Origin of the sequence: Phenylobacterium sp., from assembly GCF_031181185.1 — a bacterium.
In the GTDB taxonomy this organism is placed as follows: Bacteria; Pseudomonadota; Alphaproteobacteria; order Caulobacterales; family Caulobacteraceae; genus Phenylobacterium.
The window spans coordinates 16,186-31,225 of sequence record NZ_JAPSKZ010000025.1 but is presented as its reverse complement, the minus strand read 5'-3'; the positions used below and the strand labels follow the sequence as shown (position 1 = coordinate 31,225).

Annotated in this window: 12 protein-coding genes; 4 read left to right on the top strand and 8 right to left on the bottom strand. The window is 70.3% G+C overall.

What is annotated here, in order from left to right:
- On the bottom strand, positions 1-347 hold a 347-nt coding region (locus tag RIF93_RS04990), incomplete at its 3' end, for a radical SAM protein (protein ID WP_309089038.1).
- A gap of 29 nt (positions 348-376) precedes the next feature.
- Between RIF93_RS04990 and RIF93_RS04985 the strand changes: the two genes are divergently transcribed.
- Entirely contained in the window at positions 377-946 is a 570-nt protein-coding gene (locus RIF93_RS04985) for a nucleotidyltransferase family protein (RefSeq protein ID WP_309089036.1), read from the top strand.
- On the opposite strand, the gene RIF93_RS04980 is transcribed toward RIF93_RS04985, so the two are convergent.
- Both RIF93_RS04980 and RIF93_RS04975 read right to left on the bottom strand, forming a co-directional pair.
- Positions 943-3,132, bottom strand: a complete 2,190-nt coding sequence (locus tag RIF93_RS04980) for a xanthine dehydrogenase family protein molybdopterin-binding subunit (RefSeq protein WP_309089034.1) — start codon at positions 3,130-3,132, stop codon at positions 943-945. The two genes, RIF93_RS04985 and RIF93_RS04980, sit on opposite strands and share 4 nt — an antisense overlap.
- Positions 3,133-3,146: 14 nt before the next feature.
- A complete protein-coding gene (locus RIF93_RS04975; protein WP_309089032.1) occupies positions 3,147-3,644 on the bottom strand; it encodes a 2Fe-2S iron-sulfur cluster-binding protein in 498 nt (165 codons plus the stop codon).
- 121 nt (positions 3,645-3,765) lie between these two features.
- Here RIF93_RS04975 and RIF93_RS04970 point away from each other — a divergent pair, with 121 nt between their 5' ends.
- Genes RIF93_RS04970 through RIF93_RS04960 form a run of 3 tightly spaced genes read left to right on the top strand, consistent with a single transcriptional unit; the run spans position 3,766 to position 6,368 of the window.
- Positions 3,766-4,116 carry a c-type cytochrome gene (locus RIF93_RS04970; protein WP_309089030.1) on the top strand — a complete coding sequence of 117 codons (351 nt, stop codon included), beginning with the start codon at positions 3,766-3,768 and terminating at the stop codon, positions 4,114-4,116.
- A gap of 13 nt (positions 4,117-4,129) precedes the next feature.
- The gene (locus RIF93_RS04965) at positions 4,130-5,014 is read left to right on the top strand and encodes an NAD(P)-dependent oxidoreductase (protein ID WP_309089028.1); all 885 of its coding nucleotides are present in this window, start codon (positions 4,130-4,132) and stop codon (positions 5,012-5,014) included.
- Between the two features lie 49 nt (positions 5,015-5,063).
- Positions 5,064-6,368 carry a dipeptidase gene (locus RIF93_RS04960; RefSeq protein WP_309089026.1) on the top strand — a complete coding sequence of 435 codons (1,305 nt, stop codon included), beginning with the start codon at positions 5,064-5,066 and terminating at the stop codon, positions 6,366-6,368.
- Here RIF93_RS04960 and RIF93_RS04955 read toward each other — a convergent pair.
- The 5 genes from RIF93_RS04955 to RIF93_RS04935 all read right to left on the bottom strand — a co-directional run bounded on the left by RIF93_RS04955 (position 6,365) and on the right by RIF93_RS04935 (position 14,897).
- Positions 6,365-8,053, bottom strand: a complete 1,689-nt coding sequence (locus RIF93_RS04955; RefSeq protein WP_309089024.1) for an MFS transporter — start codon at positions 8,051-8,053, stop codon at positions 6,365-6,367. The genes RIF93_RS04960 and RIF93_RS04955 overlap by 4 nt on opposite strands.
- Positions 8,054-8,123: 70 nt before the next feature.
- Positions 8,124-10,475 (bottom strand): PAS domain-containing protein, encoded by a 2,352-nt coding sequence (locus RIF93_RS04950; RefSeq protein ID WP_309089023.1) that lies wholly within the window; start codon positions 10,473-10,475, stop codon positions 8,124-8,126.
- A 95-nt stretch (positions 10,476-10,570) separates the two neighbouring features.
- A complete protein-coding gene (locus RIF93_RS04945) occupies positions 10,571-11,761 on the bottom strand; it encodes an acyl-CoA dehydrogenase (protein WP_309089021.1) in 1,191 nt (396 codons plus the stop codon).
- Positions 11,762-11,823: 62 nt separating this feature from the next.
- Positions 11,824-12,507 (bottom strand): Fe2+-dependent dioxygenase, encoded by a 684-nt coding sequence (locus RIF93_RS04940; RefSeq protein WP_309089019.1) that lies wholly within the window; start codon positions 12,505-12,507, stop codon positions 11,824-11,826.
- Between the two features lie 98 nt (positions 12,508-12,605).
- Positions 12,606-14,897: a TonB-dependent siderophore receptor gene (locus RIF93_RS04935; RefSeq protein WP_309089017.1), complete on the bottom strand. Its 2,292-nt coding sequence runs from the start codon at positions 14,895-14,897 to the stop codon at positions 12,606-12,608.
- Positions 14,898-15,040 lie beyond the last annotated feature (143 nt).

Sequence of the window (15,040 nt, the reverse complement as noted above, 5' to 3'; positions counted from 1 at the left end):
TCGCTCAGCCGGGTGCCGTTCGTGGTCAGGGTCAGTTCCGCGAGCGCGCCGGTCTTCAGATGCCGTCCCAGGCCCTCGATCAGCTCCATCACCCCCTTGCGCACCAGGGGCTCGCCGCCGGTCAGCCGAAGCTTCGTCACGCCGAGACCGATGAACGCGGTGGCGATCCGGTCCAGTTCCTCGAGGCTCAGCACCTCGGCCTTCGGCAGGAAGGTCATGTGCTCTGCCATGCAGTAGACGCAGCGCAGGTCGCAGCGGTCGGTCACCGACAGGCGCAGATAGGTCACCGTCCGCCCGAAGCCGTCGATGAGCGGGCCTTGATGAAAACTGTGATCGGTGAGCGTCATGTTCGTCCCAAGATAGAGGCGATGACGTCGTGGCGACAGAGGCGGTTGTTCTCGCGGCGGGGGCGGGGTCCCGGTTTGGCGGCCGCAAGCTGCTGACTGCCTACGGAAGAGGCGTTCTGCTGGACGGGGCGCTGTCGGCCGCCTTCGCCGCGCCGGTGCGGCGGGTGACGGTGGTCACGGGCGCCGACGGCTCGCAGGTGGCCGAGGCGGCGATGGCCTATGACCCCAGCGTCCAGATCGTCGACGCCCACGACTGGGAGGAGGGCATGGCCGCCTCGCTGCGCGCAGGCCTCGCCGGCCTGCCGGCCGACGCCGAGGCCTGCATGATCTTCCTGGGCGACATGCCGCGCGTGCCGCATTCCATCCTCAAGCCGCTGTGCGAGGCGGTCGCGAACGGCGCGCCGGCCGCGGCTCCGGTCTTCGCCGGCCGGCGCGGAAACCCGGTGGTGCTCTCGCGCGAGCTGTTCCCGCTGGTGATGGCGCTGCGCGGCGACGAGGGCGCGCGGAGGATCCTGGACGCCTTGGGCGACCGGCTGGCCGTGATCGAAGCCCCCGACGACGGGGTCCTCTACGACGTCGACGAGCCCGCCGACCTTTAGGTCTTCACGAACGGCTGGCTCAGCGTGGGCTGGCCGGTCAGCGTCAGGAGGGCGTTGGCCACCGCAGGCCCGATCACCGGCGTGCCGGGCTCGCCGACACCGCTGGGCGGATTCGCGGACGGCACGATGTAGGTCTCCACCTGCGGCGCCTCGGAGTTGCGCAGCACGCGGTAGGTGTCGAAGTTGCCCTGATCCACCTGGCCGTCGGTCAAAGTGATCTCGCCGAACAGCGCCGCCGACAGGCCGTAGCAGGTCCCGCCCTCCATCTGGGCGGCGATCTGGTTGGGCGAGATGGCCGTGCCGCAGTCTATGGCGGTGACCACCCGGCCGACCTTCGGGACCCCGTTCTCCAGCTTCACCTCGGCGACCTGGGCCACGACCGAGCCGAAGCTCTCATGCACCGCCACGCCGCGCGTCCAGCCGGCCGGCGCGGGCGTCCCCCAGCCCGCCTTCTCGGCGGCGGTGTTCAGCACCGCCAGGTGCCGGTTCGCCCCGGCCTTGGCGTAGAGCGCCCGGCGGTACTCCACCGGATCCTTGCCGGCCCGGCGGGCCAGCTGCTCGATGGTGTGCTCCATCACATAGGCCGTGTGCGTCGCACCCACCGAGCGCCACCACAGCACGGGGACGCCGATGTCGGGCGTGAGCAGCTGGGCGTCCACGACCGGCGTGGCCTTCAGGTACGGCGAGCCCAGGGCGCCCTCGACCGCCGTGAAGTCGATGTCGGACTTCGGCGCCCCCGGAGGCGCGCCCTTCATGATCGACTGGGTGACGATCCGGTGGCGCCAGGTCGCCGGAAAGCCCTCCGCGTCGGTGGTCACCCGCACCGTGTGGTGGACGATGGGCCGGTAGTAGCCCGCGCGCATGTCGTCCTCGCGGGTCCAGACCAGTTTCACGGGCCGGCCGCCGCCCACCTTCCTGGCGATCTGCACGCACTCGACGACGTAGTCGGACTGGAAATTCGCCCGCCGGCCGAACGAGCCGCCCGCCGGCAAGGTCTCGATCTGCACCGCGCCCGGCAGGGTCAGCACCACCTTGGCGACGTTCATCTGGTCCAGAGTCTGTGTCTGGGAGCCGAACATCAGCCGGGCGTTGTTGCCCTTCACCATGGCCACGCAGTTCATCGGCTCCATGGTGGCGTGGGCGAGGTAGGGGAAGTCGTACGCGACCTCGACTGCAGCCGTCCCGCCGGCGGCGCGCGCGGCGTCGCCCTTGGAGTCGAAGGCCGCCCACCTGGCGCCCTCCGCTGGCTGCGCCTTACCCGAGGCGAGGTCCTTGAAGCTCGCGACGATCGCCGCCGAGCCGCGCTTCTCGGCGTTCGACTCGTCCCACGTGACCTTCAGCGCGTCGCGGCCCTGCTTGGCGGCCCACGTCGACTGGGCCACGACCGCCACGCCCGAGGGGATCTGATAGACCTCGACCACGCCGGGGATCTTCTTGGCTTCGCTGGCGTCGAACGACTGTACCTTGCCGCCGAACCGCGGCGGATGCGCGACCATCGCCGTCAGCATCTCGGGCAGGCGCACGTCCTGCGTGAAGCGGGCGGTTCCGGTGCTCTTGGCGATCGTATCCTTCCGCCGCACGCGATCCGTGCCGATCAGGGTGAACGCGCTGCGGTCCTTCAGCGTCACCTGCTGCGGCGGCTTCACCTTGGCTGCGTCTTCCAGCAGCTCGCCGAAGTGGGCCTGCTTGCCAGACGCGTGGCTGACGAGGCCATTCTGCACCCGCACCTCGCCCGCCGGCACGCTCCACTTCGAGGCGGCAGCCTGGACAAACATGGCCCGGGCCGAGGCGCCGGCCCGGCGCAGCTGCTCCCACGAGCCGGAGATGGCCGACGAGCCGCCGGTGCCCTGGGTGCCGCCCATTCCGGCGTTGCCGTAGACGCTGGCGATGGCCGGGGCCTGCTCGACGCGCACCTTGTCCCAGTCGGCGTCCAGCTCCTCGGCGGCGATGGCGGCGAGGCCGGCGTGGTTACCCTGGCCGAATTCGATGTGCTTGGAGATCACGGTGACGGTCCCGTCCGCGGCGATGCGCAGGAAGGGGCCGAACGCGCCGAAGTCCTTCTTGGCGCCCACGCTCATGATCTCGGCGGGCGAGCATCCGACCAGCAGGGCGCCGCCGGAAAGCGTGGCGCCCACCACCAGCGCCTGGCGGCGGGTGACTTTCGGGGTGGCGAGGGGTTTGTTCATCGCGGAGCTCTCCCTCAGGCCTTGGGCGCCGGAACGGCCGGCGCCGGGGCGGTGACGGTTACCGCCGGCAGGCCCGCGGCCTCCTTGATGGCGGCGCGGATCCGCTGGTAGGCCCCGCAGCGGCAGATGTGGCCGTCCATGGCGGCCGAGATGGCGGCGTCGTCCGGCTTCGGCGTCTGGGAGAGCAGGGCGACCGCGCCCATGATCTGCCCCGACTGGCAGTAGCCGCACTGGGGCACGTCGTGCTTCACCCAGGCCTGCTGCAACGGGTGGGCCCCGCCAAGGCCTTCGATGGTGGTCACCTTCGCCTGGCCGATGGCCGAGACCGGCAGCTGGCAGGAGCGCACGGCCTGGCCATCGACCAGCACCGTGCAGGCGCCGCAGGCGGCGATGCCGCAGCCGTACTTCGTGCCGGTCAGCCCCAGTTCATCGCGCAGCACCCATAGGAGCGGCGTGTCGGGCGTCGCATTGACGTTGTACGCGCGTCCGTTCACATCGAGCGTCGAAGCCATGGCGATCCTCCCCACCGGTGCGGCATGCTAGCGCCGTTCGCAGGGGTGGGGAAATCGAGCGGTGGTGTTCGGCGCGTCTGGGCGTTAAAGCGTACCCAAATTACGAATTCGAGGAGACCCCATGTTCCGCCGCGTCGCCATCGCCTCCTTGTCGGCCCTGGCCCTCTCGCTCGCCGCCGCGCCAGCCTCGGCCGCGGACGGCCAGCAGCTGTTCAACATGCAGTGCAAGATGTGCCACGCGGGCGGTCCGATGGGTCCGGCGCTGAACGGCGTCGCGGGCGCCAAGATCGCCTCCAAGCCCTTCGCCTATTCCCCGGCCCTGAAGGCCAAGGAAGGGACCTGGACCGACGCCAACCTCGACGCCTTCCTGAAGGCGCCTACGCAGTTCGCGCCGGGAACCAAGATGATGATCGCAGTGCCGTCGGACGAGAACCGCGCGGCGATCATCGCCTTCCTCAAGACCCTGAAGTAGGCGCGGACCCGCCTTGGACGCCTTCCCTGCCTTCTTCCCGCTGGCCGGCCGCACGGTCGTGATCGCGGGCGAAGGGGAGGCCGCCGAGGCCAAGGCCCGCCTGTTCGAGGGCTCGCCCGCCATCGTCGTGCGGCTGTCGGGCGAGGCGGCGCTGGACCGCCAGGCTTACGCCGCCGCGACCCTGGCCTTCGTCGCCGCCGCCGACGACCACTTCGCCCGCAAGGCGGCCGAGGCGGCGCGCGCCGCCGGCGTGCCGGTGAACGTGGTGGATCGCCCCGCGCTTTGCGATTTCACGACCCCAGCCGTCATCGACCGCGGCGAGGTGGTGGCCGCCATCGGCACCGGGGGCGCCTCGCCGATGTTGGCGACCCTGCTGCGTCACGACCTCGAGGCCCGCGTGCCGGAAGGCGCCGGCCGCGTCGCCGCGCTGTTCCGCCAGATGCAGGACGAGGTCCGCCAGGCGCTGCCCGAGCCGCACCGCCGTCGGGCCTTCCTGCGCGGCGCGCTCACCGGCCCCGCCGCCGAGGCGGCCATGACCGGCGACATGGACCGCGCCCGCGACCTGCTGCGCACGGCGCTGGCCCAGGACGCGCCCCTGCCGGCCGCCGTCCAGTACATCGACGCCCGCGGACCGGCCGACCTGCTCACCCTGCGCGCCGCCCGGGCGCTCGCCGCCGCCGACTTCCTCGTCTGCGACCCGGGCTGCCACGCCGACGTCCTGGCGCTCGCCAGGCGCGATGCCGAGCGCCGCGAGGGCCTCTCGGTGGACGACATCGCCACCCTGGCTCAGGACGGCCGCCGCGTCGCGCGCCTGGTCACCGGCTCGCGCTGGCGCAGCGAACAGGCGGCGCTGGAATCCGCCGGCGTCGAGACCGAGGTCCTGCCGATCGCGGGGTGAACCGTCTGCGCCGTTGACCGGCGCGGCGACGCTTGCGAACCCTTGGCGCATGAAGCGTCTCCTCCGCTCCGCCGCGCTCGCCGCCCTGTTCGCCACCGCCGCCGAGGCGCAGACGCCGGACGCCAGGCTGGCCGCCCGCGTGGACCGGGTGCTCGCCCAGACGCCGCTGATCGACGGCCACAACGACGTGCCCTGGGCGATCCGCGAGCGGTTCGACAGCAAGATGGACCGGGTCGACCTCTCCAAGGATACGCGCGCGCTGCCGCCCGGTGAGGACAACCCGCCGCTGATGACCGACATCCCGCGCCTGAAGGCCGGCCGCGTCGGCGGTCAGTTCTGGTCGGTGTGGATCCCCACGAATCTGACCGGGCCCGAGGCCGTGCAGGTCACGCTGGAGCAGATCGACATCGTCCGGCAGATGGCCCAGCGCTGGCCCAAGGCCTTCGAGATGGCCTACACGGCCGACGACATCGTCCGCGTCCACAAGGCCGGCAAGGTCGCCTCGCTGGTCGGCATCGAGGGCGGGCACCAGATCAACGCCTCGCTGCCTGTGCTGCGCCAGATGTACGCCGCTGGCGCCCGCTACATGACGCTGACCCACTCGGCCAACATCCCCTGGGCCGACAGCGCCACCGCCAACCCGCAGCACGACGGCCTGACGCCCTTCGGCGAGGCGGTGGTGCGCGAGATGAACTGGCTGGGAATGCTGGTGGACCTCAGCCACGTCTCGGAAGCCACCATGAAGGACGCCCTGCGCGTGTCGCAGGCGCCGGTGATCTTCTCCCATTCGGGCGCCCGGGCGATCGCCGACCACCCCCGTAACGTCTCGGACGAGGTGCTGGCGCTGGTGAAGCAGAACGGCGGGGTGGTGATGGCCAACTTCGCGCCGGGCTACGCCTCCAACGCGGCGGCCCGCTGGGCCTCAGACCGCGCGGCGGAGATCACCCGCGGCAACGCCCCGCCCTATGCAGGCCTCTACATCGGCCAGCCCGAGAAGGCGAAGGCGGCGCTCGCGGCCTGGGAGAAGGCCAATCCCCAGCCGGTGGTGACGCTTTCGATGATCGCCGACCACGTCGAGCACATCGCCAAGGTCTGCGGCGTCGACTGCGTGGGCATCGGCTCCGACTACGACGGCATCCCGGGCGCGCCGCAGGGCCTCGAGGACGTCAGCAAGTTCCCCGGCCTCTTCGTCGAACTGGCCCGCCGCGGCTGGAGCGACGCCGACCTCGCCAAGCTGGCCGGCGGCAACGTCCTGCGCGCCATGCGCCAGGCCGAGGCGGTGTCGAAGAAGCTGCAGGCCGAGCGCCCGGCCTCCAACGCGACGATCGCGGAGCTGGACCGGCCAAAGCCCTAGAAATCCAGCGACCGGCCCTTGGTCTCGCGCAGGAACAAAAGGCAGGTGACGACCGAGATGGCGGTGAACACCACCGGGAACCACAGGCCCGAATAGATATTCCCCACCGCCGTCACGATGGCGAAGGCGGTGAACGGCACGAAGCCGCCGACCCAGCCCGTGCCGATGTGATAGGGCAGGGACAGCGCCGTGTAGCGCACCCGCGTCGGGAACATCTCCACGAGCGCCGCGGCCATGGGCCCGTAGAGCGCCGTGGCCGCGACCACGAACACCAGCAGCACGCCGAACGCGCCCCAGAAGTTCATGCGCGCCGGATCCGCCTTCTCGGGGTAGCCCGCGCGTGCGAGGCCCTGCTTGATGCGGGTCTCCACACTGGTGCGCACCGCCTTGGCCGCGTCGGCGGGCAGACCCCGGGCGTCCGCCGAGGTGACGGTGGCCATGCCGACCCGGACCATGGCCGGCTCGCCGGGCGGGCCCGCCTCGTTGCGGTACGACACGCCGGCGTTGGCCAGCACGCCCTTGGCGATGTCGCACGAGGAGGCGAAGCTCGCCTTGCCGACCGGGTCGAACTGCAGCGAGCAGTCGGCGGGGTCGGCGATCACCACCACGGGCGTCCGCGCCTCGGCCTCGGCCAGCGCCGGGTTCAGGGTCTTGGACAGCATGTGGAAGCCTGGGAAGTAGGCGACCAGCATCAGGGTCATGCCGAACAGCATCACCGGCTTGCGGCCGATGCGGTCCGACAGCCATCCGAAGAAGACGTAGCCCACGGCGCTGACCGCCGTCGCCGACAGCATCAGGGCGGTGATCGTTTCGGGCGGCGCCTTCAGGAACCGCTCCATGAAGGTCTGGACGTAGAAGAAGGCCGTGTACCAGACAGCGCCCTGGGCCGACATGATGGCGAACAGGGCCAGGAGCACGAGCTTCAGGTTGCCCCACTGGCCGAACGCCTCGGCGTAGGGCGCCTTCGACTGCTGGCCCTCGGCCTTCAGCTTGGCGAAGGCTGGGCTCTCGGACAGCTTCAGCCGCATCCAGACCGAGATCGCCAGCAGGCCGGCCGAGAACAGGAACGGGATGCGCCAGCCCCAGGCCTCGAAGGCCTCGGCGCCGACGAACTCGCCCAGGATCAGGCGGGTGGCCAGGATCACCAGCAGCGCGCCGAACAGGCCCAGCGCCGCCGACGTCTGCACCCAACTGGTGGCCCAACCCCGCTTGTCGGCCGGCGCGTGCTCGGCGACGTAGATCGCCGCGCCGCCGTATTCGCCGCCCAGGGCGAAACCCTGGATGATCCGCATCAGGATCAAGAGGATCGGACCGACCAGGCCCATCTGCTCGTACGAGGGCAGCAGGCCGATGGCGAAGGTGGCTCCGCCCATCAGCAGCACGGTCGCCAGGAACGCGCCCTTGCGGCCGGCCCGGTCGCCGATGCGGCCGAAGACCAGCGCCCCCAGGGGCCGGAACAGGAAGCCCGCGCCGAACAGCGCCAGCGCGGCGGCGAGGCCGGCGGTCTCGGGCAGGCCGGTGAAGAAGACCCGGCTGATGACGCCCGCCAGGCTGCCGAAGACGAAGAAGTCGTACCACTCGAAGGCGGTGCCCGCCGACGAGGCGGCCACCACGGTCCTCAGCGACGTCTCCTTCTCAGGCTCGCTCTTCGGCGCGCCCGAACGGTCAGCGGCGATGTCCGCCATCCGCGGTTCCTCCCCCTAGGATCTTGTTTGTCTTGCTCTAGCACCGCTTCGGCGAACGGTGGAAGGCAGGTCAGGCCGCGGCGGTGTCGCCCTCGACCTCTTCTTCGGGGGCCGCGCTGAGCCGCGCGATCTCCGAAAGGAGCACGCCCGGCGAGATCGGCTTGCCGACCACCCCGTCCATCCCCGCCTCGAGGTACGACTGCCGCTGGTGCGACAGCACGTTGGCGGTGAGCGCCACGATCGGCGTCGCGGCGACCGGTCCGCCCAAGCTGCGGATGCGGCGCGCCGCCTCCAGGCCGTCGATACCCGGCATCTGAACGTCCATCAGGATCAAGTCGAAGCCGCCGCGCGCGGCGGCCTCCACGCCCAGATAGCCATCGGCGGCGGTCTCGACCGAGGCGCCCAGGTTCTCCAGCAGCTTGGTGGCGATCAGCCGGTTGGTGGCGTTGTCCTCGACCACCAGCACCCGCACGCCTTCCAGCACGGCGCCCGGCGCGACGTCCACGACGGTCGCGGCCTCCGCGGGCTCGGCGGCCACCTCCAGCCAGAACGTCGAGCCCTCGCCCTCGATCGAGGTGAAGCCCACCTCGCCGTTCATCATCTCGGCCAGGCGCTTGGTGATGGCGAGCCCCAGGCCCGAGCCGCCGAACTTGCGCGTCGTCGAGGCGTCGGCCTGGTTGAAGCGCTGGAACAGGCGCGCCTGGGCCTTGGCGGGGATGCCGACGCCTGTGTCCTCGATCTCGAAGCGCAGCACGCCCGCGTCGGCCATGCGGCAGCGGACGACCACGTGGCCCCTCTCGGTGAACTTCACCGCGTTGCCCAACAGGTTGAACAGCGCCTGGCGCAGGCGCACCGGGTCCGAGCGGACCCAGCCGACGTCGGGGCTCGCGTCCACGATCAGCTGCAGGCCCTTGGCCTGGGCCTGCGGCTTCAAGAGGCGGGCCACGCCCTCAACGAGGGCGCGCACGTCCACCGGCTCGCAGGCCAGCTCCAGCCGCCCGGCCTCGATCTTCGAGAAGTCGATGACGTCGTTCAGCAGCTCGGCCAGCATCTGGCCGCACGACAGCGCCTCGTCCAGCAGGGCGCGGCCGTCGTCGGTGAGCTGTTCGGACTTCAGCAGGTGCAGCACGCCCATCACGCCGTTCAGAGGCGTGCGGATCTCGTGGCTCATGTTGGCCAGGAAGGCGGCCTTGGCCTCGCCGGCGGCTTCCGCGGCGCGCTGGGCCTCCATGAGCGCCAGCTCCTGGCGCTTGTTGGCGTCGCAGTCCTGGATCAGGCCCACCGCCTTCAGCCAGCGTCCGCCCCGGCCCACCTTGAGATAGTGGTGGACCCGCACCCAGCGCTCGGCGCCGTCGGCCCGCAGGATGCGCGCCTCGAAGGACTCGCCCGACTTCTTGTCGCCGCGGTGCAGCGCCCGGAACGAGGCGCGCACGTGCGGCAGGTCGTCGGGGTGGAAGCCGGGATAGCTGAGCTGGACCGCCTCCTCGTAGCTCGAGCCCTTGCGGCCGGTGATCCGCTCGAACTCGGGCGAGGCCCAGAAGGTGCGGGCGACGTGGTCGATCTCGTAGACGCCGGCTTCGGCCGCCTTCAGCGCCATCTCCAGACGGCGGGCGGCGACCTGCACCTCGCGGCGGGCCTTGCGAGCCTGCTGCTCGCCCTGGCGGGCGGCGTCGCGGGCGGCGGCCAGCTCGGTGATGTTCTCGGAAATGCCCTTCAGGGCGTAGACGCCGCCGGGCCGCGGCTCGGTGGCCACCGTGACGCGGACCACCATCCAGTGGTTCGTCGCCCAGATGCGGTGCTCGAGCTGCAGCGGCTCGCCGGTCGCGACCGCCCGCGTGAAGGCGGCTATCACCCGCTTGCGGTCGCGGGGGTGCACCAGGGCGCTGAAGGCCTTCGGCGTCTGGTGGGAATCGGCCCTGAAGCCCACCATGCTGACGATCTCATCCGACCACCAGATGCGGTCCTCGGCGGGTTCGAAGGTCCACATGCCGATGCCGGCCGACGCGCCCAGCGCCTTGCGGGTGCGGCGTGCGGCGTCCAGCTCCTCGCGATGCGCGCGTTCATGGGTGGCGTCGCGCAGATTGACGATGAATGAGCCGTCCGCCATCCGCTGCCCGCGCGCCGCGAACCATTGGTATGCGCCATCGACCCGGCGGATCCGAACCTCGGTCTCGGCAGTGTCGCCTGGCTGCATGCTGGTCATGAGCTGACGCATGACGCCTTCGTCACCGGGGTGATAGAAGTCCAGGACCGAGCGGCCGACGAGCTGATCTTCGGACAGGCCGGTGAGGGCGCACCACGCGGGGTTCACCACCCGGAGAACGCCGTCCTTGGAGACGTGCATCAGATCGCGGCTGTTCTCGAACAGCCACGCGATCATGTCAGCCCTGTCCGCGGCGCGTTCGGCGCTCTTGCGGGCCATTGTTTCCCCCAGAGAAGCGGGGAAGACTTACAGGCTCTGGGTAAACGCAAAGTTGTGACGGGCGTGCGACACGGTGCGCACGCCCGAAACGGGTCCTAGAAGGCGCTCTCGCCGGTGATCGCGCGGCCCAGGATCAGGGCGTGCACGTCGTGGGCGCCCTCGTAGGTGTTCACCGTCTCGAGGTTCGAGGCGTGACGCATCACGTGGTACTCGCCCGAGATGCCGTTGCCGCCGTGCATGTCGCGGGCGACGCGGGCGATCTCCAGGGCCTTGCCGCAGTTGTTGCGCTTCAGCATCGAGATAGCCTCCGGAACCCAGGCCCCCTCGTCGATGAGCCGGCCCAGCGCCAGGGCGCCTTCGAAGCCCAGGGCGATCTCGGTGGACATGTCGGCCAGTTTCTTCTGCACCAGCTGGCGCGAGGCGAGGGTCCGCCCGAACAGGCTGCGGCTCGACACATAGTCCCGACTGGCGTGCAGGCAGAACTCGGCCGCGCCCATGGCGCCCCAGGCGATGCCGTAGCGCGCCTTGTTCAGGCACGAGAACGGGCCGCGAAGGCCTTCCACGCCCGGCAGCATCATGTCGTCGGGCACGAAGACGTCCGACAGGGCGATCTCGCCGGTGACCGAGGCGCGCAGGGAAAGCTTGTTCTGGATCTTGGGCGTCTCGAAGCCCTTCGAACCGCGCTCGACCAGGAAGCCGCGGATCTTGCCGTCCAGCTTGGCCCAGACCAGGGCCACGTCGCTGATCGGGCTGTTGGTGATCCACATCTTGGCGCCGTTCAGCACATAGCCGCCGTCGACCTTCTTCGCGACGGTGCGCATTGAAGCGGGGTCGGAGCCGCCGTCCGGCTCGGTCAGGCCGAAGCAGCCGATGATCTTGCCCGCCGCCATGCCGGGCAGGAACTTGCGCTTCTGCTCCTCAGAGCCGAAGGCGTAGATCGGGTACATGACCAGCGAGCTCTGCACGCTCATCGCCGAGCGGTAGCCGGAATCGATCGCCTCGATCTCGCGGGCGATCAGGCCGTAGGCCACGTGGTTCACCCCGGCGCAGCCGTATTCCTCGGGCAGCGTCGGGCCGAGGAAGCCCAGCTCGCCCATCTCGGTCATGATCTCGCGGTCGAACCGCTCCTCGGCATAGGCCGAGACCACACGGGGCAGCAGCTTCTCGCGGGCGTACTGGCGGGCCGCCTCCCACACCATCCGCTCCTCTTCCGAGAGGCGCGAGGACAGGTCCAGCGGATCGTCCCAGCGATAGGTCTTCTGCGGCGCGCCGGTGTCGAGCGGCATGGCGGGTCCCCTTCTTCGATTTGCCGGCGGCATACCGGTTTTTCAGCGCCCGCGGTAGGCCTTCAGACCTCGGCCCACATCCGCAGCAGGTTGTGGTAGGTCCCGGTGAGCGCGATCAACTCGGGCGCGTCGCGGCCGACCTTCCCGCCCAGCTGCTGGATCGCCACGTCCATCTGGAAGAGGAGCTCGCGCCGGGCGTCCTCGCGCACCAGGCTCTGAACCCAGAAGAAGCTCGAGACCCGCGCCCCGCGCGTGACCGGCGTCACCTGGTGCAGGCTGGAGGCTGGATAGAGGATCATGTCGCCGGCCGGCAGCTTCACCTCGTGCGCCCCGAAGGTGTCCTCCACCACCAGCTCGCCGCCGTCGTACTCCTCGGGTTCGGTCAGGAACAGCGTGGCCGACAGGTCGCTGCGGATGCGGGTGCGCCCGTTGCGGCTCTGGCGAATCGAATTGTCCACGTGCAGGCCGAACGCCTCGCCGCCGGCATAGCGGTTGAACAGCGGCGGGAAGACCACCTGCGGCAGGGCCGCGGCGACGAACAGCGGGTTGCGGGCGAGCGCATCGAGGATCGTCTCCCCCGCGGCGACGGCGGCCGGCGAGCCCTCCGGCAGCTGGGCGTTGCGTTTGGCCAGCGCCGACTGCGCGCCCGAGGTCTCGTTGCCGTCCACCCAGTCGGCGGCGTCGATCGTCGCGCGCAGCTCGGCCACCTGGGCCTTCGTCAGGACGTCGGGGATGTGCAGCATCATCGCGGGCGCACCTTAAGCCTCGGCCGGTCGGAATGCGAAGCGGCCCCGCCTCCTTCGCAGGAGACGGGGCCGTCGCGTCCGCCACCCTTGGGGGAGGATCAGTAGCGGACGTTGAGCGTGAGGATCGCCTGGCGCGCCGGGCCGTAGTCGGCGTGGTGCACGCCGTTGGTCCGGATGATGTAGTCCTCGTCGCCGACGTTCTGGACGTTCAGCTGCAGGTCGACCTTGTCGCTGATGCGGTACGAGGCGAACGCGTCGAACCGCCAGTAGGCCGGGGCGTACACCTGGTTGTTCCCGCCGCCGGCGCCGCCCTGGTTGCCGCCGAAGCTCTTCGAGACGTAGTAGGCGCCGCCGCCGATGGTGAAGGCGTCGGTCACCTCATAGGTCGTGAACAGGCTGAAGCTGTGCTTCGGCGTGTTGGCCAGCGGGTCGCCCTCGTTGATGATGTTGTAGGCGCCGCGGACCAGTTCGCTGTCCTGGTAGGTGTAGCCGCCGAAGACGTCCCAGCGGTCGGTCACCGCGCCGGTGACGCCGATCTCGACGCCCTTCGCCGCCGCCTCGCCGACCTGGGCGTACACCCCGGGCGACACCTGCACCTGGGCGTTCTCGCGCGTCAGGTCGAAGTAGGCGATCGAGGCGCTCAGGCGGTCGTCGAAGAACGCCCACTTGGCGCCCACTTCGAAGCTGGCGACCTCCTCAGGGTCCAGCAGGACGTTGGCGAGGTTGCCCGTGCCCGTGCCTGTGCCGGTGTTCTGGTCGCCCCCGGCGATGGTGGGCGGCGTCGAGGTCGTGCCGTAAGAGACATAGACGCTGGACTGGGCGGTCGGCTTGTAGACCAGCCCGATCTGGTAGTTGGTGAAGTCCCACTTGCCGGCGCGCGGCGTCAGCACCGTGTTGGTGATCACGCCGTTGGCGCTGGTGATCGTCGCGTCCGTCCCGGTCACCTCGTAGCTGTCGTGGCGCACGCCCACGTTCAGCAGCCACTTGTCGCCGAACGACAGGGTGTCGAAGGCGTACACGCCCACCGTCTTGGTCAGGTTCCGGGAGGCTTGCGGCCGGGTGATGATCCCTTGCCAGGCATCGTTCGGGTTCGGCGCGAACACCCGGGTGCAGTCACCGACGCCCAGGTTGTTGCTGGCGCCGGTGAAGCCCGCCGGGCAGGGGCTCCCCGCGGTCGTGTAGATCACATAGGCCGCGTTCTCGTTCCGCTCGCGGGAGAGCTCCAGGCCCACGTCGTAGCTGTGGCCGATGAAGCCGGTGTCGAACTTCCCGTAGACGTCGACGACGTTGGCGATGGTCGTGGTCGGGTTCCAGCGCGACTTGGTCCCGCGCTTCATCCACCATTCGCCGTCGACCAGCTGGGCCGCGCCGCCGTCGCCCGGGTTTGTGACCACGTAGTCGTTCAGGGTCTTCGACGCCCGGAACACGTTGCGGATCCGGAAGGCCTCCGACACGTCGTGTTCGGCGATGAACGTCGCGATGTCGGCCTTCGTCTCCTGGAAGTCGCGCGCCTTCAGGCCATAGAAGCTGTCGCGCGGCACGGGCAGCACGCCGCTCTTGGTCCGGGGCAGACTGGGGATCTTGGTGAACAGCGGCACGCCGTAGTCCGGCAGGTCGTCGGTCCGCAGGTGGTAGTAGAGCAGGGTGGCGCGCGTCTCGGTCCCCAGGCCCGTGGCCACGCCGGCCAGCAGGCCGTAGCGGCTGAACTTGGCGGCGTCGCGGCCCGGGCTGTCGTTCTCCATGCCCATCAGGTTCAGGCGGACGGCCGAGGTCTCGCCCAGCTGATAGTTCGCGTCCACCACGCCACGGTAATAGCTGTCGGTCCCCACCGACGCCTGGGCGTTGACGAAGCTGTCCAGGCGCGGGCGCTTGCTGGTCAGGTTGATGCTGCCGCCGCCAGAGCCGCGGCCGGAATAGGCGCTGTCGGGGCCCTTGATGACCTCGACCTGCTCGATGCTGAACACCTCGCGGGTTTGGCCGCCGGTGTCGCGGATGCCGTCCACGAAGATGTTGTTCGCCGAGGCCTGGCCGCGGATGAACGGCCGGTCCGCCAGCGGCTGGCCGCCTTCGCCGGCGCCGAAGGTGATGCCCGGCGAGGTGCGCAGAATGTCGGTCAGCGAGGTCGCCGCCGTCTGCTCGATCACCTGGCGCGGGATCACGGTGACGCTGCGCGGCGTGTCCACCAGCGGCGCGGTGAACTTCGGCGACTCCGGCTCGCGGGCGCGCGCGCCGCTCACGTCGACGCCGGTCAGCTCAGGGGCGGTCGGCGCGGCGGTGGACACCGCCTCTTCGGCCTGGGCGACCGCGCCCATGGACAGACCCGCGACTCCGGCCACCGCGAATGCGATCGCGCGCCGCTTCCGGGCGACGACGCCCTTCCCAACCGACATGGATACCCGTCCCCTCAGACGTCTCAGCGAAAATGCGAGGCGTTCTTAACTAGGCCGTATCCAGGTGGCAATGAGAATTATTCGCAACTTCGGGATCACAGCTGCGCACGCGCGGCGGCCCTGGCGCAACCTTGCGCGGCTAG

Coding starts and splice junctions, on each gene's coding strand:
- RIF93_RS04980 (WP_309089034.1), bottom strand. CDS start 3,132: ATGAACAAACCCCTCGCCACCCCGAAAGTCACCCGCCGCCAGGCGCTG.
- RIF93_RS04975 (WP_309089032.1), bottom strand. CDS start 3,644: ATGGCTTCGACGCTCGATGTGAACGGACGCGCGTACAACGTCAATGCG.
- RIF93_RS04970 (WP_309089030.1), top strand. CDS start 3,766: ATGTTCCGCCGCGTCGCCATCGCCTCCTTGTCGGCCCTGGCCCTCTCG.
- RIF93_RS04960 (WP_309089026.1), top strand. CDS start 5,064: ATGAAGCGTCTCCTCCGCTCCGCCGCGCTCGCCGCCCTGTTCGCCACC.
- RIF93_RS04955 (WP_309089024.1), bottom strand. CDS start 8,053: ATGGCGGACATCGCCGCTGACCGTTCGGGCGCGCCGAAGAGCGAGCCT.
- RIF93_RS04950 (WP_309089023.1), bottom strand. CDS start 10,475: ATGGCCCGCAAGAGCGCCGAACGCGCCGCGGACAGGGCTGACATGATC.
- RIF93_RS04945 (WP_309089021.1), bottom strand. CDS start 11,761: ATGCCGCTCGACACCGGCGCGCCGCAGAAGACCTATCGCTGGGACGAT.
- RIF93_RS04940 (WP_309089019.1), bottom strand. CDS start 12,507: ATGATGCTGCACATCCCCGACGTCCTGACGAAGGCCCAGGTGGCCGAG.
- RIF93_RS04935 (WP_309089017.1), bottom strand. CDS start 14,897: ATGTCGGTTGGGAAGGGCGTCGTCGCCCGGAAGCGGCGCGCGATCGCA.